The organism is Paenibacillus sp. FSL W8-0919, from assembly GCF_038003785.1.
Lineage (GTDB): Bacteria > Bacillota > Bacilli > Paenibacillales > Paenibacillaceae > Paenibacillus_AQ > Paenibacillus_AQ lactis.
Window position 1 is genome coordinate 2,797,897 of record NZ_JBBOPV010000001.1, and the last position, 24,715, is coordinate 2,822,611.

A 24,715-nucleotide genomic window follows, 5' to 3' on the forward strand; every position below is an offset into this window, starting at 1 on the left:
CAGCTCGGAGCCGTACGTTCATAACGGCCTGATCTGCTGATCTTTCATTTTACGGCATGCTCTGATTAATTCTTAGTCCACACGCCAATCTTGTAAGCACCATCGGACAGTCGGTCCGTATTCGCAAAATCAACCGCCGGCCGGTTCGAGGCTGGATCCAAGATAGCGATGGTCAAATCATAGGTACCGTTTGGCAGCGCGGAAGTGGAGAGAGAACCTGACACCGTATGCAAGCCGGTTCTCCAGGCTGTTAAGTTTGCGGTTGCCGTTTGACGTGCCACGATGCTCCCGCCGCTTCGAAGCTGAAGCTCGATGGGCCAGTTGAACGGGAAATGCTGGACGCCCTTGTTCTCCACGACGACGGATACGTCTAGCGTGCCTCCGTTCTGCGCTTCCGGGTAGGTGGCCTTGTTCAAGACAAAGTGGTAGCCCATTCGTTTCTTCAGCCGATCCATATTGCCTTGAAGCGGATTGCCCACCGCCAAGGAAGCGGGGGCGTTCGGTCCGAGCCAGCTCGGCTTGCTCAGCTCGGTCTGCCGCAGCGTCTCATTAAAGCCGCTGCCTGTCGTTAGCGCAGCATTCATACCATAGGCACCGCCGTAAAATTCCCCACCGGAGATGCGGACATCCCAGAAATTCGGATGACCCGGCTGCCGCTGGCCGATATCGTCCCAATAACCGTTCTGTGTGCCCGTATACCAGCCCCATTCGGAATCGAAGCTTGGCTGGTCGCCGAAAACGTCATTATACATACCTAGAATAAGGCCTTTGTTGTTATTCTTGGCAAGGTCCACGCTTCGCCGGATCATTAACTGCGTGTGATCCTCCTGATCGGCAAATGCATCGATGTAGTGTTGAATGTATTGGTTGGAAATTTCGTTCGGTGGAAAGGCTCCCGTATAGTTGCTTTCCCCGTTCGGTCCTACATAGGGCCAGGTGTGAAATTCAGCCCAATGGCCGAGCGAACCGATTTGCACGAAAGCAATCGGGCTGTCAGGCGCGTTGTAATGCTCCGCTATCGCCTCGATGGCCAGCTTGTGCCTCGCAATCAAATAGTCGGAGCTGTAATTCGGGGAGAAGCCGATGTTGTTGCCCGTACCCATGCCTCCGGTTTCATCATGATAAGCCTTGCCCGGCGATTGTCCGAGTCGGACCATATCGTTGTACAGCCAGTCCGGAATGTCCCGGTGAGGGACGCCCGAAGGACTGTCCATAATAAAGCGAAGAACGACTTTGACGCCACGGCTTCGCCAATGGTCGAAATGATTGGCTGCTTCGATTGCACTGAAATCATACTGCCCCTTCGCGGGCTCCAGCTCTTTCCAAGTGACGCCGACATATACAAGACGGTGGTCCTGAGGATAGCCGGTGGATTTTGCGGAAGGGGCCCAGCCCTTAAATGGATTGTTGAGCGGATCATCCAGCTCGGTTGGATAGAATTCGACCATGTTTTCTCCGGGATTCCTTTCATCAAGGGTATAAAGCGGGAGCGGCTGGTTTTGCCCCGGCAGGCGATGGGTATCCGAGTTGTTATCCAGATATCCGAGGCTAACGCTGCCGCCTGCGGTTAGTCCAAGCGTCTGAAGCGGAAGCGCAACTTCAATGAGGGACGAAGTCCGTGTAAATTGAGAGGAAGGAAGCGAGGAGGACCAATTCCAGCTCCATGTGCTCCCGTTGCCTCCATAGCGGTACAGGGAATCATTTTCGAGAAGCCACTCAATCCCTGTTGCTCCCCAGCCATAAGCCTGATACCCGGTAACAGCGCTTCCGTCCGTATTCAACCAGAAGCTGCCCATGGTCGTGCTCAGACCGGAGCCTTCTACAAGGAGATACAGGTGTTGCTCGTCGTGGGAAGCCTTCAGAACTTTGGCGGCTCCGGAATTCGTGGAAAGGGCCGGAATCCCTTCCCAGTCGCTTGCATCGCCGTCAATCTCGATTGAGGCCGTTTCCGCAACCGAAATCGAGACGGGAAAAGGGGACAACGTCAGAAGCAAGGCCATCATCGCTACAATCATCATTTTCATTGAATTACCCCGTATTCTCATATCAAACCTCCTCCTACAAATATGGGCGTTCGTATAGCTGCAGGCTTACACTCGGCAATCCTGGCTATCGCGATTGGCTCAAGGCTCACCCCCTTTCTTTGTATCGGGATCTTTCTGAAAAAAAGAGCACCGGTTCAGGTGCTTCATGCATGTGCGAAATTTGGAAATTAGCTGTACGCCATGTGCCAATCTCCAGTGCGCGCGGTGCGCAGTCATGGAGCACGGTTGGACGGCAGCCTTCCATCTAGCCGGCTTTCAAAATTCACTTAAGTCGAGCTGCGTACGATCAAGCGGGTAGGCAGAATCACTTTCTTCGGCAGCAGCCGATTTCCGTTGATGCGGTCGATCAGGTTATCAACGGCGACCATGCCGATTTCCTTGGTTGGCACGTCGATCGTCGACAGCGGAGGATTGGAGTACTTGGATACCTCAATGTTGGACAGGCCGATAACGGCCACTTCATTCGGAACGGAAATACCGTTGTTGTACAACCCGTTAAGAGCGGCCATCGCCATCAAATCGCTTCCGGCGAAGAAGGCGGTAGGATATTTGCCGGTTTGGCATAAATGATTGATTTGCTCGATACAAACCGCCTCATCCCATAAGCAATCAATCACCCAATCCGGATTCACTGACAATCCGGCCGCATGCATGCTGGCGTAGTACCCTCGATAGCGGCGGCTGTCCTTCAAATTTCCCGTCAATCCGCTTCCTCCGATATATCCAATCCGTGTATGGCCTTTCTCGATGAGATGGTTCACCGCCACCGAAGCCACATTGTAATGATCGTAGCCCACGTTATCGATATCCCCGCGTTCCGTATCAATCCCTACGATGTAAGGGACCTGCTTGCGAATATACTCGTAGGTTTCGCTGTTCAACGACTCCATCAGGATCAGGCCGGTAATCGGTTCGCTGAACGTATTGAATAGGATTTTGCGATCATCCAGCTCGATGCCGGTCCGAATAAAAGAGATGCTATACCCTGCACTGAGAAGCCGCTCTTCTACGCCGGACAATATCGACATGAAGTACGGATCGTTGTACTTATCTTTCGTCACGCTTAATACGCATCCGATTTTGATATGTGACTTGCTGTCGGTTTGATCCTTGACTGCGACTTTGCGCTTGGGGCTGGAACTGATTTTATAGTTGAGCTGCGTAACGGCCTGCCATACCCGTTCCTTGGTCTCTTCCGTGATTTTATATTTCGTATCATTGTTTAAAACTCTGGACACGGTGGCAGTGGATACATTCGCTAGCTTCGCAACATCCCGAATCGTACTCATCGTTAAAACCATTCTCCTTTTTGTTACAAATGATCACCATTTATGAGTTTATAGGAATGTTACCTTCCAAACAATGATTCATAAGAACTTTGTGTTTTGTTTCGTAGTTTGTTACGTTGTTTATTTGCGTGACTACATCTTATATGAGTCTTGCTTCAAAATCAATAATAACATGATTCTGTCGCGAAATGTTACGTAAAAATGATAAAAAACCAAAAATTCTATTGCAAGATGAAGTTTGGATGATATAACATGAAATCACTAAACATATAATATTTTTTACGTAAAAACAACGTAACAAACCATGAAACAGCGTGAAGGCGTTCATTATTCCAATGGGGGTAAACCGTGAAATGGCGATTCTGATGAATTTTAAAGAGTGTGCTGCAATTTGCAGCTTCGATGTTCTGCCTGAGGGTCTGGAAGCAAAGTTCAACATGTATACACCGAACAACAATTCCGAGCTTATCCCGCGAACATACCTCTCGGAGCTCTTCGAGTCCTATCAAGTACCTAATCATCTCCGGCAGCGGCTTGTAGAAGGCATCGAGGAGATCGAGCAAAACGACGTATTGTTTCACTTCACCAAATTTTTGGTGGAGGACATGTGTTCCGCGCGCGAGCGGTGCGACGAGACACCTTACTCGAATATGACGCCGGGTTGCATGAGACACCATGGAGATCTCTATTCCTTCCTACTGCTGCTCGCCTGTGTCGTTCCGTCCATGAACAAGCTGCGGCGGCGTTCAGTGCCCCAAGCGTACTACGAGCACATCCCGCATCAGCCGCTGAAGCATCAATTGGAAAAATTGGCGCTCTACGGCGATCCTAAGGTTCATGATTTTCCATGGGTGATGAATTTCTACACCTGCTCCATCTTTCTGTTAGACCGGTTCTATTTCATCCCCTACCGATTCGGGGACCCGTTCACGATGTTTCGGCAGGTGGATACGCGAGAGGTGATAGCGCTTCGGCATGCGGGGGAAGAGTTTCGCAGCGACGGACAACGAAACGGCATCAACGATGTGATTGACGTGGAAGGGAGCTTCACTTCGGAGTGGCATGAGAACGAGACCTTCATCATTGCCAATCGGATCAATCCGATGGGATTCGTGGAACGAGAAACGACGCCGATCCTGAAGCAGGAGTGGGAGCGGGTCCTGGAAGTGGGGGATACGCTTCTTGCCTTGCATATACCGTCGGGTCCAGGCTATACGCCGGAGCGGATTAAGCAATCCATGGCCATGGCGCTTGAATTTTACGACCGATATTTCCCCGAGCTGTCAATCAAGGGTTTCTGGAGCTCGAGCTGGCTTTACGATACCCGGTTATCGCTCGTTTTGGACAATGAAAAAAGCAATATCGTCCGCGTTCAACGGCAGTTTTACAATTATCCGACATTGGAGGGGGACGGCATGCTGCGCTATGAAGTCTTTGGCGATTGGAAGGCGGACCCAGTCGTCAGCCCCGTCGAGCTGACGACTTCTCTGCAGCGGGCCGCGGCCGGATATATGAAGGCAGGGGCAAGGTTCAACACGCTGAGCATGGTGGTGCTTAGGGAGGATGTTCCGCGGATCGGCAGCATGCCATATATAACGGATGCAGACCGGGAGCGGTTCCTGCAAACCGTGGACAGCCACTTGCCGAAACGTACCGGGCGTATCCCGCAGGAATAAAATGAGACAGGCGCGATTGCATAGAACGAGTTTAGACAAAATACGAATCGCTGGAGGTAATGGAGTTGAAACTGGCATTAATCGGAGCAGGACAACGAGGCATGATCTATGCAAGGCATGCTCATCAAAGTGACGAGATCGCCGCGGTGGTCGAGCCGGACTTCGCGAGAAGAAAGGCGGCCGCGGACGAGTTCCGGATTCCGCCGGAGCGGCAATTTGCATCCATTGAAGAATTTTATCGATTAGGGAGTATTTGCGACGCCGTCATCATCTCTTCCATGGACCGGGATCATTATGCCCAAACGATGGCAGCGCTTGAGCTCGGCTATGATATTTTGCTCGAAAAGCCCATTTCGCCAAGTCCCGAAGAATGCATGAGAATTCAGGAAAAAGCCGGTGAAAAGGGCCGGAAAGTGATTGTTTGCCATGTGCTGAGGTACACGAATTTTTTTATGGAGATTAAGAAAATCATCGATAGCGGGGAACTCGGCAAGGTCGTCACCATTCAGCATAACGAGAATATCGGCAATTTCCATATGGCCCATTCCTTTGTCAGGGGCAATTGGAGGAGAAGCGATCTGGCCAGCCCGATCATTATGCAGAAATCCTGCCACGATATGGATGTTTTATCCTGGCTCGTGGACAGCGGCGCAAAGCGGATCTCTTCTTACGGGGATCTCGCTTATTTTAAAGAGGAGAATGCACCGGAAGGCAGCGCTGATCGATGCTTGGACTGCAAGGTTGCCGCAGATTGCCGCTTCGATGCGAGAAAAGCCTATCTGCCTGTTCGAGGGCAATGGCCGGCTACGGTCGTTTCGGCTGATCAATCGGAAGAGGGGCTGCTTAAGGAGCTCGAAACAAGCCCATACGGACGCTGCGTGTATCGGATGGATAATGATGTGTGCGATCATCAGGTAACCCTGATTGAGTTCAAGAACGGGGTAACGGCCACTTTTAACTTAAGCGGATTTACCAATAAAATGTACCGCACCATCAAAATCATGTGCGAGCACGGTGAAATTCGGGGCGATGATACCTTGAATGTCATCGAGGTCACTCGATTTAACTCCAATATGGCCGAAGCCCAGCAGCAAACCGTCATTCGGCCGGCTGCCGTAAGCGGTGGGCACAACGGCGGAGATACGGGGCTGATGATCGATTTTCTGGAGAATTTGAAAAACCCTGATTTCAGCAGCAGATCCTCCATCGAAATGTCGGTAGAGAGCCACATCATGGCCTATGCAGCGGAAGAGGCGAGAATGACCGGTACCGTAATCGATATGGATGAGCTTAAGGCGAAGCTGCGGCAAAGCATTACAGCCTAATCGTTCGAAATGCAAAGTTAAAGGTGGTGAGGGGATGGGCTCCGTCGTTAAGGGGTTTCTCCATGAAATCAAGAAAAATCGAATTCTGTACTTTATGTGCGTACCTGCGCTTATCGTGCTGATCATGTTCTCGTACATCCCTTTTGCGGGCGCATGGATGGCTTTTACCGATTTTAATGTGGTGGACGGGATCTTCGGCAGCAAGTTCGTGGGGCTGGACAACTTCAAATTTTTTTTCTCGGAGAACAGCATGGGGTGGAAGGTGATCTACAACACGCTGTATATCAACTTCTTCGGTCTTATATTGGGGATCGTCGTCCCGGTGAGCATAGCCGTCCTGCTTCAGGAAATCCGGCATAAGGCTTACAAAAAAATCGCCCAAAGCATGATGTTCTTTCCCTACTTCTTATCTTGGGTCGTCGTCGGTGCGATTCTGTACGGCATCTTTTCCACGGATGTGGGCGTTGCCAACAACATTTTGGAGTTCTTTGGAGCCGATCCGATCAGGTGGTACTCGGAGCCGAAGTATTGGAAATGGATTATCATTCTGTCGAGCGTCTGGAAATGGAGCGGGTACAATTCCATTATCTATTTGGCGGCGATGTCCAATTTCGACGGGAGCTTGTACGAAGCGGCTAAAGTCGATGGAGCCAGCAAATTGCAGCGGATTTTTTACTTAACCGTCCCTATGTTGAAACCGACGATCATCGTCTTAACCCTGCTCAGCGTGGGAAGGATCTTCTATGGCGACTTCGGGATGATTTACGGCATCGTTGGCAACAACCCGGTCCTGGCCGATGAGGTAACGGTCATTGATACCTATGTGTATCAGTCCATGCGGACGCTGGGCTTCTCTTACGCGACGGCCATCGGATTGTTTCAGTCCCTGATGGGGTTAATCCTGATTACGGCTGCCAATCGATCGGCTAAGAAAATAAATGACGGAGAGGGTCTGTTTTAATGATTGGAAAGAATCGATTGCTCGGCGATAAGCTGGTCATCGCCTTTGCTTACGGTTTCGTCGGCTTATTCGCACTCGTTTGTCTGTATCCTCTTGTTTTAACCTTAAGCGTATCCTTTTCTTCAGAGCAGGCCGTCGCAAGAAACGGCTATTCCATCCTCCCCATGAGCCCTACCTGGGATACCTACAAATACATCTTCGTTAACAGCGGCATGAAAATACTGAAATCCTACGGCGTGACGATCTTCATCACGGTTGCGGGGACGACGGGCGCCCTGCTCATTACGAGCCTGATTGCATTTTCCCTGTCCGTCAAAAAGCTCAAATACCGCAATGTGCTGGCCTTTATCAGCAATTTTACGATTATTTTCTCAGCAGGCTTGATCCCGTGGTACATGGTGAGCGTCAATTACTACGGATTAAAGGACAGCATTCTGGCCCTCATTCTGCCTTCCATCTTCAGCGTCTGGAATATGTTTCTTATGCGCACGTATTTTGCGAGCATCTCGACATCGCTTTATGAGGCTGCGGAGATGGACGGCGCCAATTATTTTACGATCTATATGAGAATAGCCCTCCCGTTAAGCAAGACCGCACTGCTTACGGTCGGTTTAATGTATGCGCTTCAATATTGGAATGATTGGTGGCATGCGCTCATCTTCATTCAGGATCAGGATTTATTTCCGCTGCAATATTACCTCTACAACATTCTGTCTAACGTCAACGCGGTCAGCTCAGGGCGCATTCCGTCCGGTGCATCGGGCAGCATTACGCTGCCTGCGGAGACCGTGAAAATGGCCGTTACGGTCATTACGATCGGGCCGATCATTTTCCTGTACCCCTTCGTTCAGAAATACTTCGTGCACGGGATTATGGCCGGTGCAGTCAAGGAATAGACGGCGCATGCGCGGTTACTGCCGACTCAGGCTTTACATAGATGAATTTTGTTTATTTGGGGAGGGTCTTAAATGATGGCAAGGAAAATGCTGATCTTGTTGGCTTTATTGATTGCATCCGTATCGGTTTTAGCAGGATGCGGCGGCGGGAAAGAGGGGGAGGCCGCGCTCGAAACCGTGACGATTCTGTACCCTGGCGAGCGAAGCGATCGGATGGATGAATTTCTTCAGAACGAATTTGCCGACAAAATGGCGTCCGAGCTCGGCTTGAAGGTGGAGGTCGTATTCGTGCCTTGGGCCCAGTATTGGGAGCAGAAAGATATCATGCTGGCGGCCAATGAACCCATCGATTTATATTGGGACGGTCTTCCGGATCTGTCGACTATCGTAAACAAGAAGCAAGCCATGGCGCTGGATGATTTGATTCAGCAGCACGGTCAGGATATGTTAAAGGTGCTGCCGAAGGAGCAGCTTCAAGGGGCAACGATTGACGGAAAGGTCTATGGCATTCCATCGGCATACGCGCCGTCCTCCGCGATGTATCAGCTGGTCGCTGTTCGTCAGGATATCCTTGAAGCCGTAGGAATGTCGGAGGTGAAGACCCCGGACGATTTGAAAGAATTCGCAGCAAAGGCAAAAGAGAAGTTTCCTGAAATGAAAGGGCCGGCGGATATTATATTCAAGCCGTTAACCCGCTACTTTGCCGATGAACAATATAACTGGATCGCGGTCGAGGATTTGGTGGTATTCGGGGAAGACAGTAAGAAAGCGTACAGCTATTATGAAACCGAGGCGTTCCAAGAGGTTGCCAAGTTTAACCGCAGCATGTATGACGGCGGGTTATATACGGAGGATCTGACAATTAAATACAACGAAAGAGATTCCCGCATGCAGACAGGATTGTACTTATGGGTAGAAGGCTCCTTGGGCAAAGAAATGGAAATTATCGATGCCGTCAAGGCGAATGCTCCGGAAGCCGAAATTAAAACTTATCTGTTAGCCGAAGAGAAACCGCGATATGTTACGGCAGCAGGCGGGGAAGTTCTAGGTATGCCGGTAAACGCTCCAAATCCGGAAGGCGCCATGAAATTTATCAACTGGATTTACAAGTCGCAGGACAATTATTTGTTCGCCTTGTATGGCGTCGAAGGCAAGGATTACGAAATCGTGGACGGACGAATCAAAAAGCTGACCGCTAGCGAATTTTTCTATGAGTGGATGTTCAGAAACCAAAATTATCAATTGTTCGGGCCGGAAGTGGCCCAGGCGTCCATTGATCAATATAAAAGCTGGGACGACGATGCCGTCCGATCCGCCTCATTAGGGTTCCGGTTCAATAATGAAAATGTCAAGCTCATCGAGACAGCCCTGAAGGAAGTAGCAGGCAAGGATATGGCCGCGATCCGTTCCGGTTTCGTGGATTTCGAAACGGAATATCCAAAGGCGATCGAGAAGCTGAAAGCGGCGGGCATTGATGAATATGTAGCGGAGGTTCAGCGTCAGCTGGACGAGTTCTTGGCGAACCAAAAATAAAGAACAAGGAAACGACTCAAGGGATGTTTATATCCGGCTTGAGTCGTTTTTTTTATCATGCGTATCCGTAAGTTGCGGGGATAGTTAAGGGTGCTTACCGGCCCTGCAAAACATCGAGAATCGTATCGACGACGAGCTCCGGCTGATCATGAATGACCATGTGGCCGCTTCGTTCGGCGACGATCAATCGGCTGTCGGTCGAAATATCCAGCATCTTTCGCTGTCCGGCCTGCCAAATTTCCTCAAGCTTCCGACCGCCGGCTTCCGAAATGCCCGCTTGGGCATAATCCTGAGGGAGCCCCCGGGCGATCACTCGCACCGGCAACGCCCCCAAATGCTGCCCCCGAATGGCATCTTCAGTCGTATGAGCCAGCTCCGCCTCCTCTTCCTTCGCTTCGAAGTAGCTCGGCTGTGCAATGACATTGATAAATTGCCCGCGGTCTTCCTCGGCCACGAGACCCTTCAGCAAATCGTCCTGGAACAGGCGCAGTATGCCGGACTGCTTGAGCAGCTTGAGCGTGGAGGCTGGCGGGTTGCCGGCAAAATTCTCCGCTTCCAGTATCGCTTGGGTATCCCTGGCATCATCCTCGGGTCTGGCATCGATCAGCACCAGGCCCATCACCTCATCCGAGTAAGTTTCGGCGAACAGCCGGGCATACATCCCGCCCAAAGAATGACCGACCATAAGGTAGGGGCCCTCGATATTTTCCTGCTTCAAAGCGCGATACAGCTCGCTGACGATTTGATCTCCGGTGCGTTCGCGGCTTGCCTTCTCGCTCCAGGCATAACCTGCGCGGTCGTAGGTGACGACCGTTGCATACGGGGCTAGCTTGTCCGGAATGTCGCGCCAGGACAGGCTCGTTTCGCCGCTTCCGGCTTCGAATACAATCGTCGGGGAACCGCTGCCTGCTTTCACCACATGCAGAGCATAACCGCCGACATCGACCATTTTGCCCGGAGGCGGGTAATCCTTCGCCGCTTGTTTGGCAGCGATAGACTCATACACGAAGCCGGCGACGAGCGCCATAACGACAACAGCAAAGATGCTCCCGAACCCGTATGCAAGCTTTCTCCATATTGAAGCTCTCTTCTTCTTTTTGTCCTTTTTCATGGATGGTTCCTTTCCCGATTTTATTTAGTACAATGTACCAAAAAGGTTTTTAACACGTTGTACTAAAAAAGAAAAGGGCGTATAATAGAGCCATGCCAAAAATCGTGAATCATGACACCCAAAGACGCTTGGTCGCAGAGGCTGCATTAAACGTGATCCGGCGCTCGGGCCTGGAGCAGGCAACCGTACGCCGCATCGCGGAAGAGGCGGGATTGTCCGTCGGTTCCATGCGCCATTATTTCTCGACGCAGGTTGAGCTGTTTGCCTTTTGCATGAATATGTTCGTCGAGCGGGTCGAGCACAGATTGGAGACATTCGAGCTTCACGGGCCTTTAATGGAGGACTTGAAGCGGCTGCTGCTGCAATTTCTGCCCGTCGATGAAGAGAGAACGCTGGAAATGGAGGTGTGGTTTGCGTTTCATTCGAAGGCGCTGGTCTATCCCGAACTAAGGAAATTAAGCTCGGAAATTCAAGACGGGATCCATAAGGTCTCCCGTTTCGTGGTGGACGAGATCGTCAAGAACCAGCTGGCAAGCCCCGACTTGAATATCGATCTGGAGACGGAAAAATTGTTCGCGCTGATCGACGGGCTCGCCATGCATCGCATGATGCAGCCGGATCGGCTGCCAGTGGAAAGGCTTGAGGCTCTGGTAACCTCCCACCTGGAGTCGCTCTGCGCTCAACAAGGCAAAGGAATATAACCTATCGACAGGAGGAATGAAGATGGCGAAGCATGAAAAACGGACGGACGGAAAGCACGCACAGCTTGCTCCTAATCCGATCGTCCCCGGCTGGTACGCGGATCCCGAAGCGAGAATATTTGAAGGGCGGTACTGGATCTATCCGACATACTCGGCTCCTTATGACGAGCAGACGTTTTTCGATGCGTTCTATTCCGAGGATCTGGCTAAGTGGACGAAGGTGGAGCGCATTTTGGACATCGACCGGATTCCTTGGGCGAAGCGGGCATTGTGGGCGCCGTCGCCGATCGAACGGAACGGACGGTATTATTTGTACTTTTGCGCCAATGACATTCAGAGTGATGACGAGTACGGGGGAATCGGCGTCGCCGTCGCCGACAAGCCGGAGGGGCCTTTCCGCGACGCGATCGGCAAGCCGCTCATCGACCGCTTCCATCATGGAGCCCAGCCCATCGATCCGCATGTATTCATCGACGATGACGGCACCGCGTATTTGTATTACGGCGGGTGGGGCCGCTGTAATGTCGTCAAGCTGAACGAGGACATGATCAGCCTGGGTCGGTTCGAGGACGGCAGCACTTATGCGGAGATTACGCCGGACCAATACGTTGAAGGACCGTGTATGGTCAAAAGGAAGGGGCTCTATTATTTCATGTGGGCGGAAGGGGGATGGGGAGGACCGGATTATTCCGTGGCCTACGCCTGCGCCTCTTCTCCCCTTGGCCCGTTCGAACGCGTCGGGAAAATCCTGGAGCAGGATCCGGACGTGGCGACGGGGGCCGGCCATCACGGCTTCATCCAGGCGGGCGAAGAGGAGTGGTACATCGTCTACCATCGACGGCCGCTGACGGAGACGGATCGGAATCATCGAGTCCTGTGCTTGGACGTCATGGAGTTTTCGGAGGATGGACGGATTTTGCCTGTGAAAATGACGTAAAGAAGCGCCTGCCGATTTAACGGCAGGCGCTTCTTTACGGTAAGTTCTGTTGCTAAAAGCGGTAAATGCCGAAGGGCGGGATATGCGCCCGAGAGCGGATGCGCTGCCCTTTAGAACGTGACCGGCAGTGAAGCCAAGCTCTGCGAGGAGAGCGTAAAGTGCCAGGCGATATCCTCCCTTGGGATGGCGAGCTTCAGATTCGGCATGCGCTTGACCAACGTGCCGAACGCTACATCGCCTTCAACGCGGGCAAGCGGCGCCCCCAAGCACATGTGAATCCCATGCCCGAATGCGAGATGGCGTTTGATCCGACGCGCAACATCGAGTTCTTCCGGATCGGTAAACTGGCTTTCGTCCCGATTGGCCGATTTCAACACGGGGATCACGATATCCCCTTTCTTAATCCGCTGTCCGCCAAGCTCAACGTCTTCGGTGGCATAGCGCGGTCCCGAGGCCGTAGCAGGTCCGTTGAAGCGAAGCAGCTCCTCGACGGCTGACGGCACGAGACCGGGATCGGCTTTGAGTTTCTCCCATTGCCGTGGATGGTCCAGCAGCATCAAGGTTCCAGTCGCGATCAGGTTGGATGTGGTTTCGTGGCCGGCAAAGATCAATAAGGTAATCATCGAGATCAGTTCATCCTCGTTCAGGCGGTCCCCTTCCTCTTCGATGGCGATCAGCTGGCTGATCAAATCCTCGGCCTGGCGCTTTCGTTTATCCGCTACAAGCCGTGCGGTATATTCGCCGAAGGCGCTCATATGGGCTGCGACCGTTGGATCCTGCTTCTCATAGCCAAGGCCGCGTGCGAGCGCCTCAGACCAAACGCGGATTTGGTCCCGGTCTTCCAACGGTACGCCCAGCATTTCGGAAATGACATTGATCGGTAACGGATAGGCATAATCCTTGACGATGTCCATCCGCCCTTGAGCTTGTACCTGGTCGAGGAGCTCGTCGGCAATTTCTTGAACGCGGGGGCGCAAGCTTTCCATGTATCTGGGCGTGAAAGCTTTGGAAACCAGGCCGCGCAGCCGCTTGTGATCTGGCTCGTCGACGAATAACATGGATTTGCCGGTAAAAAAGGTCGCTGGAGCGGATGCTTCCGCCGTTTCGGCGAGCGTTCTCCGAATGTCTTGATAACCGTCGAGCGAGCTGGGATCCACGGTGAAGCGAGCGTGATCCTTCAACACCTGGATGGCTTCCTCCATCTGAGTGACGATCCACGTTCCCCCGGAACCGCCTAGCGGATTCGGAATCGGAATCACGGCACCGCTAGCGCGAAGCTGAGCGAATAACGGGAACGGGTCTGTATCGTTCTTCCCGCCAAAAAAGCTGAATCCGGCTTGATCTGATGCGCTTAGTTTCGATCTGTCCATGGTAACCATCCTCTCTCACAGGTCGATTTTGTCTCCCCACTCTAAATGGCAAGCAGACTTCAATATCTGCATTCCTACCAATAAACAACCATTTCCTCCTTACTTGAGCCACGTTAAGAATAGTAGATATTTCCGATGAATAGCTTCCGGACAACGATAACCTCCCTCCTAATGAATGATCTGAATAATGAACAATTGTTCATTATAATTATAGATTAGTGATCAGATCACGGTCAAATTCAGGCGTCCGTATGGCGGATCGTCGAACCGGCGCCGCAAAATGACATGGTCACGGATTTGAGGAGCTACGACCCTACACACAAGTACGAATGTTTGGCCGGTCCTACTCGAATCATGATTGCGTTTACAAGATTGCCCCGATAATTCGGATGTTTTCTAAAGTTCACAGGATATTTTGCCGTCCGAAAGCGACCTATAATAGCCCTATAAGCGGTTGCTTGTAACTCAAGCGGCGATTCCGTTGGGAAAAAATAAAGCGGATTCACAACATTCGTCTCCCGATCGAGACCGGGCAGAAAGGAATCGAGATGCTTCAAGAACAATGGAACGCAAGCGGAATTAGGGTTACCAAGTTTTAGGGATTTACATGAGGAGGCCTACAGATGAAGATTGAAAGACATCCGGAAAATCCGATCGTGGTGCCGGGAGGATACGAATGGCGGAAAGTTACCGTATTCAATCCTGCCGTCATTATCGAGGACGGGAAATTTTACATGATCGAGCGGACTGCCGGTTCGCTGACGCCATGCAAAAACTTCCTCGGATTGCTGGAAAGCGAAGACGGCGTGCATTTCACGCACGTGAAAGACGAGCCGATCGTGACGCCGGACCAACTCGGGTTCCCGTACGGCAGCGTGCAGGATCCGCGCATAGTCAAGATTGACGACACTTTTTATATGAACTACGCGCTGCGCCCTTGCGCCATGAGCTATTATCCGACCGGACGGGGCGTCCCGGAGCGTTCGATTCCGGAATATCCGGACGGTTGGGGCGAACAGGAAGGCCACTGGCTGACCCGTTCTTCGATCCTCACCTCCAAAAACCTGATCGATTGGGAGTTTTTGACCGACACGACGCCGCTGGACATCAATGACCGGGACAACATCCTGTTCCCTGAAAAAATCAACGGCAAATACGTGCTGCTTCGTCGGCCCGAAGAATACGTGGGGGATCAATACGGCACGGACAAAGCGGCGATGTGGATCACGTATTCCGATGATCTGATTCATTGGGAGGAGCCAAGACTGTTGGCCAAAGGGGAGAATCCGGCCTGGGAATCGCGAAAGATCGGCGGATCGACGCCGCCGGTTAAGACGGACCGCGGATGGCTCGTCTTGTATCACGGCGTGGACGACGAGGTGGTATATCGCGTAGGGGCGATGCTGCTTGATCTCGATAACCCGGAAAAAGTCATCGCCCGGACCCGGAATTTCATCATGGAGCCGGAGACGTATTACGAGAAATTCGGGTACCAGATTCCGAACGTTATTTTCCCGACCGGCAATGTGGTGAAGGACGGTCTGTTATACATTTACTATGGTGTGACCGATACGGCGATTGCACTGGCGACCGTGCCTCTGGACGAGCTGGTGGATTATATATTGAACGAACCGCAAAGCTGATCAGGAGATGACCGCGATACCGCGGTTCATCATGATAACAATTTGAAACCGCATACAGTCATTTTTACAGGAAAGATAACCCGTTGTGATCGTAAATACCCCATTTAATGTTTTTATCTCGGAGACTTTTATTATGACGAAAAGAGGGCTGGTTATGAACAAAACAATCAAAGGCAAAAGAATGCTGCTGCTCGGACTGGTCGCGATGATTACACTCTTCACTGCCGCCTGCGGCAAGGACAACGCTGGAAGCAGCGGCAGCGGGGCCGAAGGAGAGCAAATCACGCTAAATATGATGCATCCATGGACTTCGCCTAACGTGGACAACGAAGTGTACAAGGCCCGGATTGCCGAATTCGAGAAGCAGCATCCGAACATCGTGATCAAGCAAGACGGCGTGCCGGCCGCCCAATACAAGACCAAGCTGCGCACGCTTGCGGCAGGGAACAATCTTCCGGATATTAACGTGGTCTGGCCGGGAGCGGACCTCGATCCGCTGGTGGCGGGGAATTTGCTGCAGCCGATCAACGGCCTGATGGACAACTGGTCCTCGATCCTGCCGGAATCGGCGCTGGCCGGGTTCAATGTGGACGGGCAGCAGTACGCAGTGCCAACGAAGCAAAACTTTGTGGATATCATCTATTACAACAAGGACATGTTCGCACAAGTCGGCTATGATCAGTTCCCCGATACGTACGATAAATTTATCGATGCCGTTAAAAAGCTGAAAGAGGCGGGCATTACGCCGATTTCACTCGGGAACAAGGAACAATGGCCGCTTCAATCGTCCTATATTTCGATCATCGGCGACCGTTTTACGGGGAGCGATTTCTTAACGAACGTCCTGGAGAAGAAGGCCAAGTTTACCGATCCGGAGTTCGTGAAGGCGTTGTCGGTCATCGACGAATTGACCAAGCTGGATGCGTTCAATACCGACGCCAACAACATGGACTCGGTGCAGGCGCAGGATTATTTCATCCAAGGCAAAGCCGCTATGCATATTTCGTCCGCCACGGTTGACGGCCGGGTTCGCATCAACAACGAGGAAGGCGACAAGTTCGGCATTGCCCTGTTCCCAAGCGTGGAAGGCGGCAAAGGCGATCCGTCCAAGAGCGCAGGCGTCGTTCAGTACGGTATTGCGATCAAGAGCGGGCTGGACGAGAAGAAACGGGAAGCCGCTGAGGAGTTTCTTAAGTTTTTCGTCAGCGAGGATTTGTACAAAGAACTGATCAGCAGCGGCGTCGTCGTCCCGGCGAAGGTAGAGGTGCCGGAAGATGCGAGCCCATATCTGAAAGAAATGCTGGAATTGACAGGCAATGGCACTGCCCCGGTATTCGACAGCGTTATTCCGACCCAAGTGGTTGACGTGCTTCAGAACGGACTGCAGGCGCTGACCGTCGGCCACGGGACGCCGGAAGAGGTTGCGAAGGAAATGCAGGAAACGTTTGACGACATGAATCAATAGCGGTAACTGTAACGTAATCATTCAATCATTCAATCATTCATCCTGTTGCCCAAATCCGAAACGATGTGGAAAACCCGAACTTCAACGGGTTTTCTTCCTTCTTCGGGGGTTGGGCAGGGGTGCAACAAAGGAGGAACCCTGATGCAAACGCTAAGAGGAACCAAACTCGCCATATTCCTCGGTTTGTTTCCGGCGCTGATCATCTATCTGGGCATTGCCATCGTTCCGATCGGGTTGTCCTTGTATTATTCCCTGATGAACTGGAACGGGATCGGCTCGATGACTTTCGCCGGGCTTGATAATTATGTAAAAATTTTGGGCGACGACACATTTTGGCTTTCGGTGAAAAACAACGTCATCATCATGGTGACCGGCCTGATCGGACAAATTCCGCTCGGCCTGCTGCTTGCCCTGCTGCTTAACCGAGGCATGAAAGGGTCCGGTTTGTTCCGAACCATCGGATTCATGCCGGTCGTCATTTCCTCGGTCATGGTCTCCCTCATCTGGGGCATGGTGTACAACACCGAATACGGCATGCTGAACAACCTGCTCGGCATGATTGGGCTGGACGGCTGGAAGCAGAATTGGCTGGGGGATTCGACATGGTCGATGCTGTCGATCAGCATCGCCTATATTTGGCAGAACTGCGGCCTTTATATGGTGATCTTCCTGGCTGCACTGCAGAACATTCCGGAGGAAGTCAACGAGGCTGCGGAGCTGGACGGGGCCACCGGCCTGAAGCGAACGCTGCGGATTACGATTCCGATGATCCGGGGAACGATTATGGTCGGCGTGGTATACAGCATCAGCAACTCGTTCCGCGTTTTCGACCTCATTCAGATCCTGACGGGCGGCGGCCCGGCGCACCAGACGGAAGTTATGACCATCTACATGTACAACAGCGCGTTCATCAACATGCGTTACGGTTACGGCAGTGCGGTATCCATCCTGGTTCTGCTGTTCAGCCTGATCGTCATTACGCTCATCAATCGGGTCGGCCGGGAGAAGGACGCTTAACGAAAGGAGGAAACGCCATGAAGAGAAAGTCGGGCCTGTTCCAGTTATTCGCATACACATTTTTGGGCCTGTTCGCTATTATGAATATAATCCCGCTCTTTTGGATGGTGGTCAACTCCTTCAAGGAGGAGCAGGAATATGCCGCCTCGCCGTTTTCGCTGCCGCATACGCTGCAGTTTTCGAACTACGCCAAGGCTTGGGAAGTTGCGAACATGGACGTCTATTTTTTGAACAGCATTATCATCACGTTTGCTTCCCTGATCATTACGGTGCTGCTGGGAGCACTTGCGGCATATTTCCTTTCCCGCTTCCAGTTCAAGCTGCGGGGCGTGACTTATAGCTTGTTCTTGCTGGGGATGCTGGTGCCGATTCATGCAACCTTGATCCCGATCTTTTTGATTATGCAAAAGCTGCAATTGCTCGATACGTACTGGTCGCTGATTTTGCCGTATACGGCTTTTCACTTGTCATTGACCGTGTTTATCCTAGAGGGCTTTATGCGGGGATTCCCTAAAGATCTGGAAGAGTCGGGCGTCATGGACGGGGCGGGGGTGTATCGCATCTTCTGGTCAATTATTTTGCCGATTACCCGGCCGGCTCTGGCGACGGTCATTATATTGAACTTTATTTATAATTGGAACGAGTATCTGTTTGCGCTGGTCCTGATCACTTCGACGGAGCTCAAAACGCTGCCGCTCGGGCTGGCCAATTTCGCCGGCATTGAAACGGCGAGCCTTACGCTTCAAATGGCGGCTCTGACGATCGCGCTCATTCCGATCCTGATCTTCTACCTGCTGCTGCAGAAGCAGCTCGTGAACGGAATGACGGCAGGCGCGGTCAAAGGCTAGTGCGCGGGTAGGCGGATGGAAGGGGAGAACAGCATGAAGACCCGTTACGGAAAATACCTGGGAAATTTCGGCTTGAAGCGGAAAGCGCTCGCCATTTTTCTTCTCTTCGTCATTTTGCCTACGTTCGGCGTCGGCGTCGTCGCTCAATATAAATTCAATCAAGTCCTGATGGACCAATTCATGAACTCTACCAAACGGAATTTGGATAACGTCGCGAGCCAGCTCGGCGAGCAAACCAAAATGGTGGAGGATATCGCCAACTATCTCATCCTAAGTCCGGATATGCGGTCCTTCCTGAGGCCATCACCTCCCCTAAGCAGCGGCCAGCAGGCCAATCTCAAGCGCAACATCGAAGAATTCCTTACCTTTCAGCTCATGTCCCGGAGCTATATCCGCTCGATCGAAATTTCCGGCTATAACGGAAGTTTCATCGAGATGGGCGAGCCGTTCAGCGGGGATGAATCGATGTGGGTGCGTCAGGCCGAGGCCCGCAAGGGGGGCATTGTCTGGACGGAGGGGTACAGCCTGAACAGCGATTGGTACGGGCCCACCCGCCTCCTCTCGATGTTCCGGATTTTGAATTCGTACAATGACATTACGAAGCCGCTAGGCAGGCTGACCATCCGCATGGACGAGGCCGGCATCGTCAATCTGCTCGAGAAGGGGATTTTCGAGGAGGATCAGGGAAGCGTGTTCATCGTTGGGGAACAGGGTCAGATCGTACTCGGCTCCCGCGGCGCATTGAGCGAACAATTTGCGCCCGACGAAACGCTGGTGAACAAGCTTTCCTCCGGAAGGGAAGGCTTCTTTCATTATCCGGTTGAAGGCAAACGCTATTTAACCTTGTACAAGCCGATCGAAAGCACGGGCTGGAACGTCGTGGCCTTGATTCCCGAGGCTACCGTGGCGGAGGAGTTCCGCGGCGTCAAAATGCTGATGCTGTTCATACTGGCCGCGATTTTGCTGCTCGGTTTGACGGCGCTGATCGGCTTTCATTATACGATCATCACTCCGATACTGCGGCTGAAGAAGGAGGCGAGCCGAGTCGCCTACGGGGACTTCAACGCCCGCGTGCCGATCCAATCCCGGGATGAAATCGCGGAGCTGAACCGGACGTTCAACGAAATGGTTGCCACCATCCAGCAATTGATCGAGCATAAGTACAAGCTGGAGCTCCGGGAGCGCGAGTCCGAGCTGAAGCTGATGCAGAACCAGATGGATCCGCACTTTCTTTACAATACGCTGGACATGATCCGTTGGACGGCTAGATTAGAGCAAGCGGAAAAATCGAGCCAGCTGATCGAAATGCTGTCCAAGTTCTTCCGCGCCAGCGTTAATAACGGCAGCTACCGGACGACGCTGCGCCGGGAGATGGAGTTCGTTCAATCGTATCTGTATCTGCAGCAGCGACGTCTTGGTGACAAGCTGACCTATACGTTATCGATGGAAGAAGGCCTGGAGGATACGCCAATGCTGAAAGCGACCATCCAGCCGCTGGTGGAAAATTTCCTCAAGCACGGGTATGACCGGGGCAAACCGATGAATGACATCCTCGTGAACGCTTCCCGGGTCGCCGATGAAATCGTGATCGACGTGATCGACAACGGCAAGGGAATGCCGGCCGTTCGCCGCCAAGAGGTGATGTCATCGCTTCAGGGGAGGGCCAGGGAAGGGGGCCGGCAGGGAGCGATGTCCAATATTCATGAGCGGCTTTCGATCTTTTTCGGACCCGGCTATGGGCTCGAGTTGGTCAGCACTTCCTCAAAAGGCACCTGGGTCAGGCTGAGGCTTCCTGGGGGAGATATTCAAGATCAAGGCGGTGATAAGCATGGACAATCAATGGACGGTTAGGGGCAAGCTTGTCAATATGCTGATCGTGGACGACGAGCCGGTCATCTGCGAAGGATTGCGGCGCACGATCGATTGGGAGCGTCTTGGCGTCCGGGTCGTGGACGTAGCCTATGACGGGGCGGAGGCACTGCGGCTCGTCGGGGAGCGAGACGTGAATGTCGTCTTGTCCGACATCCGCATGGAGGGGATGGACGGACTTGAGCTGGCGGAGCGCTTGAAGGAGCGGTTTCCGAATGTCCGCATCGTCATGATCAGCGGCTACGAGGATTTTGAATACGCGCGTCAGGCGATTCGTCTCGGCGTTAGCGACTACCTGCTGAAGCCGGTCGATATCGATGAATTGACGGAAGTCGTCAAGGCCATTGTCGAAGGCGTTCGGGGTCGGGAAAGAGACGGGGGCATCCAGGAAGCGAAATTATGGCTGTCGAATATGGCGCGTCAAGGGACTGCTTACGGCAAAGAAGCCCCGCCGTCTCTTCATGGAGCGGAATTTCGCGTGCTGGCAACCCAGATGGTACGGTTTATGGAACGGTTCGGTGAGCAGCCTCCGGAACATTACGACGAGATTCAGGACGATTGGGTGGATCGGCTGCATGCAGAGCTGCGTTGTCCTTTTCTCCGCTTGATTTCTGTATTTGACCACGAAAATCTGTTGTATACGCTGATCGTATCCGAGATCCGAATGGATCTCGCTGCCTGGGACCGTCTGCTGGAGGCGGCCGAGCCCGTGCTGCAGAAGGCCGGGATATGTTGCGGAGCTTCCGGGCCCTACGGCGATTTGACAGAGACGGCCGAGCGGTGCGCGGAGGCTAGCCGCCTGCTGCCTTATCATTTGCTGGAGAATAAGACGGTGCTGCTTCCGGATTACCCGCGCACGGCCGGGCGCGGCCCGGGTACAGCCACAGCCGACTTCGATGCGGAGGCTGCGGCACGGAATCTGATGGCGGCAATGCTCAAGCGGGATCATAACGAACTGGATGCGCTCGTTGCGGAAATGTTCGCTTTTTTCCGGGAAAAGCGGTTTTTGCCGGAGGAACTGTGGATCGCATATGAAGAATTGGCCGTGTTGATAAGGCAGCGAATGCGGAGAAGCGGCCAGACCGGGCTAGATGATGTCCATCTGGCAAGCCCGGATATGAACCACTTCAACTCTTATGGCTCATTGGAGCGTCTCGTGCAGGGACATATGCGGGAATGGCTGAAGTTCATCGAGCGGTCCGGCATGGATAAATCGTACTGGATCATCGAAAAGGCAAAAAAGTATATGAACGAGCATTACCGAGCCGATTTAAAGGCCTCTGAAGTGGCGTCTTGGCTGAAAATAACGCCCAGCTACTTCAGCTATATTTTTAAGCAGAGCACGGGAAAGGGCTTTACGGAATATATGAACGAAATGCGGATGGAGCATGCGAAAGAGCTCTTGGCCACGACGCATGACAAAGTGTTTGAGATTGCGGACAAAGTAGGGTATAAAGAATACAAATATTTTGTATCCGTATTCAAAACGTACACAGGGATGACGCCGAAGGAGTACCGCGGACTCAGCGCCGCGAGGGACGCGGGCGGCAGGGTGCATTAAGGGCCGAAGCCCACATCGATGAAGCGGGGGAATGAAAAGATGGAAAAATATAAGTCTGCCCGAGTGCCGTTGGAAGAGCGAATCGAGGATTTGCTCGGAAGAATGACGTTGACGGAGAAGGTAGGACAGCTGAACCAGCGAATGTATGGGTGGAACGCCTATGTTAAAAAGGACGACGGGTTCCATCTGACCGAAGCGTTCAAGGCCGAGGTGGCTTGGGGCGGCGGCATGGGCGCGCTTTACGGGCTGTTCCGCAGCGATCCGTGGTCCGGTGTCCACTACGGCAACGGCATTACGGCGGCGGAGAGCGCGAAAGCGGCTAATATGGTGCAGCGGTACGTGATGGAGCATACCCGGCTCGGCATTCCGGTGCTGCTGGCGGAGGAGTGTCCGCATGGGCATCAGGCGCTGGACGGGACGCTGCTTCCGGTCAACCTTGCCGCGGGGGCTACCTGGAATCCGACGCTGCTTCAGCGGGCTTATGGTTTGGCGGCCGCCGAGATCCGGAGCCGCGGAGCGCATATCGGCCTCGTGTCGGCGCTCGACATCCTCCACGATCCGCGCTGGGGCCGGTCCGAGGAATGCTACGGCGAGGATCCGTACTTGGCGGCCCGGTTTACGGAAGCGGCCGTGCGGGGTATGCAGGGCGAGACGCCGGAGGAGATGGCCGGGCCGGATAAAGTCGCGGTCGTGCTCAAGCATCTATGCGCCCAAGGCACCGCGCAGGGCGGGCGCAATGCGGGACCGGCTCCGATCGGGGAGCGCGAGCTGCGCGAAATCCACCTTCCTGCCGCCATGGCCGGGAAGGCGGCCGGCGCCGCCGGTTTCATGGCGGCGTACAACGAGATCGACGGCGTGCCCTGCCATGCGAATAAGCGGCTGTTAACCGGCATCCTTCGCGAGGAGTGGGGCTTTGACGGCATCGTCATGGCCGACGGCGTCGCAATCGACCGGCTTCTGGCGCTGACAGGCAGCTACGAGTCCGCCGCAGCGCTCGCCCTGGACTCGGGCGTGGATCTCAGCCTATGGGATACGGCATTCTCGACGCTGGAAGGCGCAGTACGGCAGGGGCTCGTTCGGGAAGCGGACATCGACCGTGCGGTGCGTAGGGTGCTTTGTCTGAAGTTCAGGCTGGGACTGTTTGACCATCCATATGTCAGCGAGAGCGGCCCGATCTCCATTGTCGGCCGTTCCGAATTCCGCGAGTTGAACCGGCAGGTGGCCAGGGAATCCGCCGTTCTGCTGAAGAACGAAGGCGGCCTGCTGCCTTTGGGCGAGGAGCGCCGCCGCATCGCGGTGATCGGCCCCAACGCCGATCAGCTCTACAATCAGCTCGGCGATTATACGAGCGTTCAACGCGAAGGCACCGGGATTACAGTGCTGCAGGGCATGCGCATGGCTGCACCTGCAAACGCGGACATCGTCTACGCCAAGGGCTGCGGCATTCGCGATATGTCCGAGGAGGGCCTGGCCGAGGCCGTGGAGGCGGCGAAGGGGGCGGACGTCTGCGTGCTCGTGCTGGGCGGCAGCAGCGCCCGCCGCTTTGACGGGATGTTCGACAGCAATGGCGAGGCTATCGTCCCCGAAGGCGAAACGAGCAATCCTTCCGAGATGGACTGCGGAGAGGGCGTCGACCTGGCTGATCTTGCGCTGGGCGGCCTGCAGCAGAGGCTGCTGGAGGAAGTGGCCGCGACGGGAACGCCGGTAGCCCTGGTGCTCATCCAAGGGCGTCCGCATGCGCTCGCCGGCGTGGTCGAGCACTGCGAGGCCGTGCTGTGCGCTTGGTATCCGGGGCCGGAAGGGGGCGCCGCAATCGGCGAGCTGCTGTTCGGCAAGGCGAACCCGAGCGGCAAACTGCCCGTATCGATTCCGCGTTCCGCCGCACAGCTGCCGGTGTATTACAACCAGAAGGATCCCGGCCGGCCGCGTGTGTACGTGGATATGCCGTCCGCCCCGCTTTATCCATTCGGTTACGGGCTAAGCTACACGGAATTCCGGTACGGGGACGTTCGGCTATCGCGGGGTGAAATCTCGGTGTTCGAGCTGCAGGAGGGCAGGAAAGTCGCCGTGACGGTCCGGCTCGCCAACACGGGCCGTAGCCCCGGAGCGGAAACCGTTCAGCTGTATATCTCGGCCCGCGAATCGGGCATTACCCGCCGCATTGCCGAGCTGAAGGCGTTCCGAAAGCTGGAGCTGGCACCCGGCGAGGAGCGGGACGTTACCTTCAGCTTGGGCCGGGAGGAACTGGCTTTCTGGAACCGGGAGATGTCGTTTGCGGTCGAGCCATGCCGTGTGACAATCGGGATCGGCGGTTGTTCGCAGGAGCTCGCCAAGGCGGAGCTGATCATTACGGGGGAAGGCAGCGGAAATGCGATTTTGAACTAAGGCTTACTTAGAGGGTCATCCCGCAAAAGCAGATTCTCAAAGCTATGCAATGCAATGAGCTGCGATAGATGGAAAAGCATCAC

Annotated in this window: 18 protein-coding genes; 14 read left to right on the forward strand and 4 right to left on the reverse strand. The window is 53.6% G+C overall.

The window, feature by feature from the left end; genetic code table 11:
• Positions 1–65: 65 nt before the first annotated feature.
• Together NST44_RS12530 and NST44_RS12535 are read right to left on the reverse strand one after the other, a co-directional pair.
• Positions 66–2,045, reverse strand: coding sequence for a DUF4832 domain-containing protein (locus NST44_RS12530; RefSeq protein WP_210094370.1), 1,980 nt, complete (start codon positions 2,043–2,045; stop codon positions 66–68).
• Between the two features lie 266 nt (positions 2,046–2,311).
• Positions 2,312–3,334 (reverse strand): LacI family DNA-binding transcriptional regulator, encoded by a 1,023-nt coding sequence (locus NST44_RS12535; protein ID WP_007127466.1) that lies wholly within the window; start codon positions 3,332–3,334, stop codon positions 2,312–2,314.
• Positions 3,335–3,687: 353 nt separating this feature from the next.
• Between NST44_RS12535 and NST44_RS12540 the strand changes: the two genes are divergently transcribed.
• The 5 genes from NST44_RS12540 to NST44_RS12560 all read left to right on the forward strand — a co-directional run bounded on the left by NST44_RS12540 (position 3,688) and on the right by NST44_RS12560 (position 9,725).
• Entirely contained in the window at positions 3,688–5,010 is a 1,323-nt protein-coding gene (locus NST44_RS12540; RefSeq protein WP_040737806.1) for an acyltransferase domain-containing protein, read from the forward strand.
• Positions 5,011–5,069: 59 nt separating this feature from the next.
• Positions 5,070–6,335 carry a Gfo/Idh/MocA family protein gene (locus NST44_RS12545; RefSeq protein ID WP_244152608.1) on the forward strand — a complete coding sequence of 422 codons (1,266 nt, stop codon included), beginning with the start codon at positions 5,070–5,072 and terminating at the stop codon, positions 6,333–6,335.
• A gap of 34 nt (positions 6,336–6,369) precedes the next feature.
• A complete protein-coding gene (locus NST44_RS12550; RefSeq protein ID WP_007127469.1) occupies positions 6,370–7,296 on the forward strand; it encodes an ABC transporter permease in 927 nt (308 codons plus the stop codon).
• Entirely contained in the window at positions 7,296–8,192 is an 897-nt protein-coding gene (locus NST44_RS12555; protein ID WP_007127470.1) for a carbohydrate ABC transporter permease, read from the forward strand. The genes NST44_RS12550 and NST44_RS12555 overlap by 1 nt, the downstream gene beginning before the upstream one ends.
• A 72-nt stretch (positions 8,193–8,264) precedes the next feature.
• Positions 8,265–9,725 carry an ABC transporter substrate-binding protein gene (locus NST44_RS12560; RefSeq protein WP_040737810.1) on the forward strand — a complete coding sequence of 487 codons (1,461 nt, stop codon included), beginning with the start codon at positions 8,265–8,267 and terminating at the stop codon, positions 9,723–9,725.
• A 94-nt stretch (positions 9,726–9,819) separates the two neighbouring features.
• Here the strand turns inward: NST44_RS12560 and NST44_RS12565 are convergent, their stop codons facing one another.
• Positions 9,820–10,836, reverse strand: coding sequence for an alpha/beta fold hydrolase (locus tag NST44_RS12565; RefSeq protein WP_210094369.1), 1,017 nt, complete (start codon positions 10,834–10,836; stop codon positions 9,820–9,822).
• A 92-nt stretch (positions 10,837–10,928) separates the two neighbouring features.
• Between NST44_RS12565 and NST44_RS12570 the strand changes: the two genes are divergently transcribed.
• Together NST44_RS12570 and NST44_RS12575 are read left to right on the forward strand one after the other, a co-directional pair.
• Positions 10,929–11,537 carry a TetR/AcrR family transcriptional regulator gene (locus NST44_RS12570; RefSeq protein ID WP_210094368.1) on the forward strand — a complete coding sequence of 203 codons (609 nt, stop codon included), beginning with the start codon at positions 10,929–10,931 and terminating at the stop codon, positions 11,535–11,537.
• Positions 11,538–11,559: 22 nt separating this feature from the next.
• A complete protein-coding gene (locus tag NST44_RS12575) occupies positions 11,560–12,474 on the forward strand; it encodes a glycoside hydrolase family 43 protein (protein ID WP_210094367.1) in 915 nt (304 codons plus the stop codon).
• A gap of 110 nt (positions 12,475–12,584) precedes the next feature.
• Here NST44_RS12575 and NST44_RS12580 read toward each other — a convergent pair whose 3' ends face one another.
• The gene (locus NST44_RS12580) at positions 12,585–13,844 is read right to left on the reverse strand and encodes a cytochrome P450 family protein (RefSeq protein WP_007127475.1); all 1,260 of its coding nucleotides are present in this window, start codon (positions 13,842–13,844) and stop codon (positions 12,585–12,587) included.
• A gap of 623 nt (positions 13,845–14,467) precedes the next feature.
• Between NST44_RS12580 and NST44_RS12585 the strand changes: the two genes are divergently transcribed.
• The 7 genes from NST44_RS12585 to NST44_RS12615 all read left to right on the forward strand — a co-directional run bounded on the left by NST44_RS12585 (position 14,468) and on the right by NST44_RS12615 (position 24,632).
• Positions 14,468–15,487, forward strand: coding sequence for a glycoside hydrolase family 130 protein (locus tag NST44_RS12585; RefSeq protein WP_007127476.1), 1,020 nt, complete (start codon positions 14,468–14,470; stop codon positions 15,485–15,487).
• A gap of 154 nt (positions 15,488–15,641) precedes the next feature.
• Positions 15,642–16,952: an extracellular solute-binding protein gene (locus NST44_RS12590; RefSeq protein WP_040737942.1), complete on the forward strand. Its 1,311-nt coding sequence runs from the start codon at positions 15,642–15,644 to the stop codon at positions 16,950–16,952.
• A 141-nt stretch (positions 16,953–17,093) separates the two neighbouring features.
• Positions 17,094–17,969, forward strand: a complete 876-nt coding sequence (locus tag NST44_RS12595; RefSeq protein WP_007127478.1) for a carbohydrate ABC transporter permease — start codon at positions 17,094–17,096, stop codon at positions 17,967–17,969.
• Between the two features lie 17 nt (positions 17,970–17,986).
• Positions 17,987–18,817: a carbohydrate ABC transporter permease gene (locus NST44_RS12600; protein ID WP_007127479.1), complete on the forward strand. Its 831-nt coding sequence runs from the start codon at positions 17,987–17,989 to the stop codon at positions 18,815–18,817.
• A 33-nt stretch (positions 18,818–18,850) separates the two neighbouring features.
• On the forward strand, positions 18,851–20,668 hold the full coding sequence (locus NST44_RS12605) for a cache domain-containing sensor histidine kinase (protein ID WP_251535307.1): 1,818 nt from the start codon (positions 18,851–18,853) through the stop codon (positions 20,666–20,668).
• The gene (locus NST44_RS12610) at positions 20,646–22,247 is read left to right on the forward strand and encodes a response regulator transcription factor (RefSeq protein ID WP_251535306.1); all 1,602 of its coding nucleotides are present in this window, start codon (positions 20,646–20,648) and stop codon (positions 22,245–22,247) included. Before NST44_RS12605 ends, NST44_RS12610 begins: the two co-directional genes overlap by 23 nt.
• A gap of 39 nt (positions 22,248–22,286) precedes the next feature.
• On the forward strand, positions 22,287–24,632 hold the full coding sequence (locus NST44_RS12615; RefSeq protein ID WP_340899694.1) for a glycoside hydrolase family 3 N-terminal domain-containing protein: 2,346 nt from the start codon (positions 22,287–22,289) through the stop codon (positions 24,630–24,632).
• Positions 24,633–24,715: the final 83 nt, after the last annotated feature.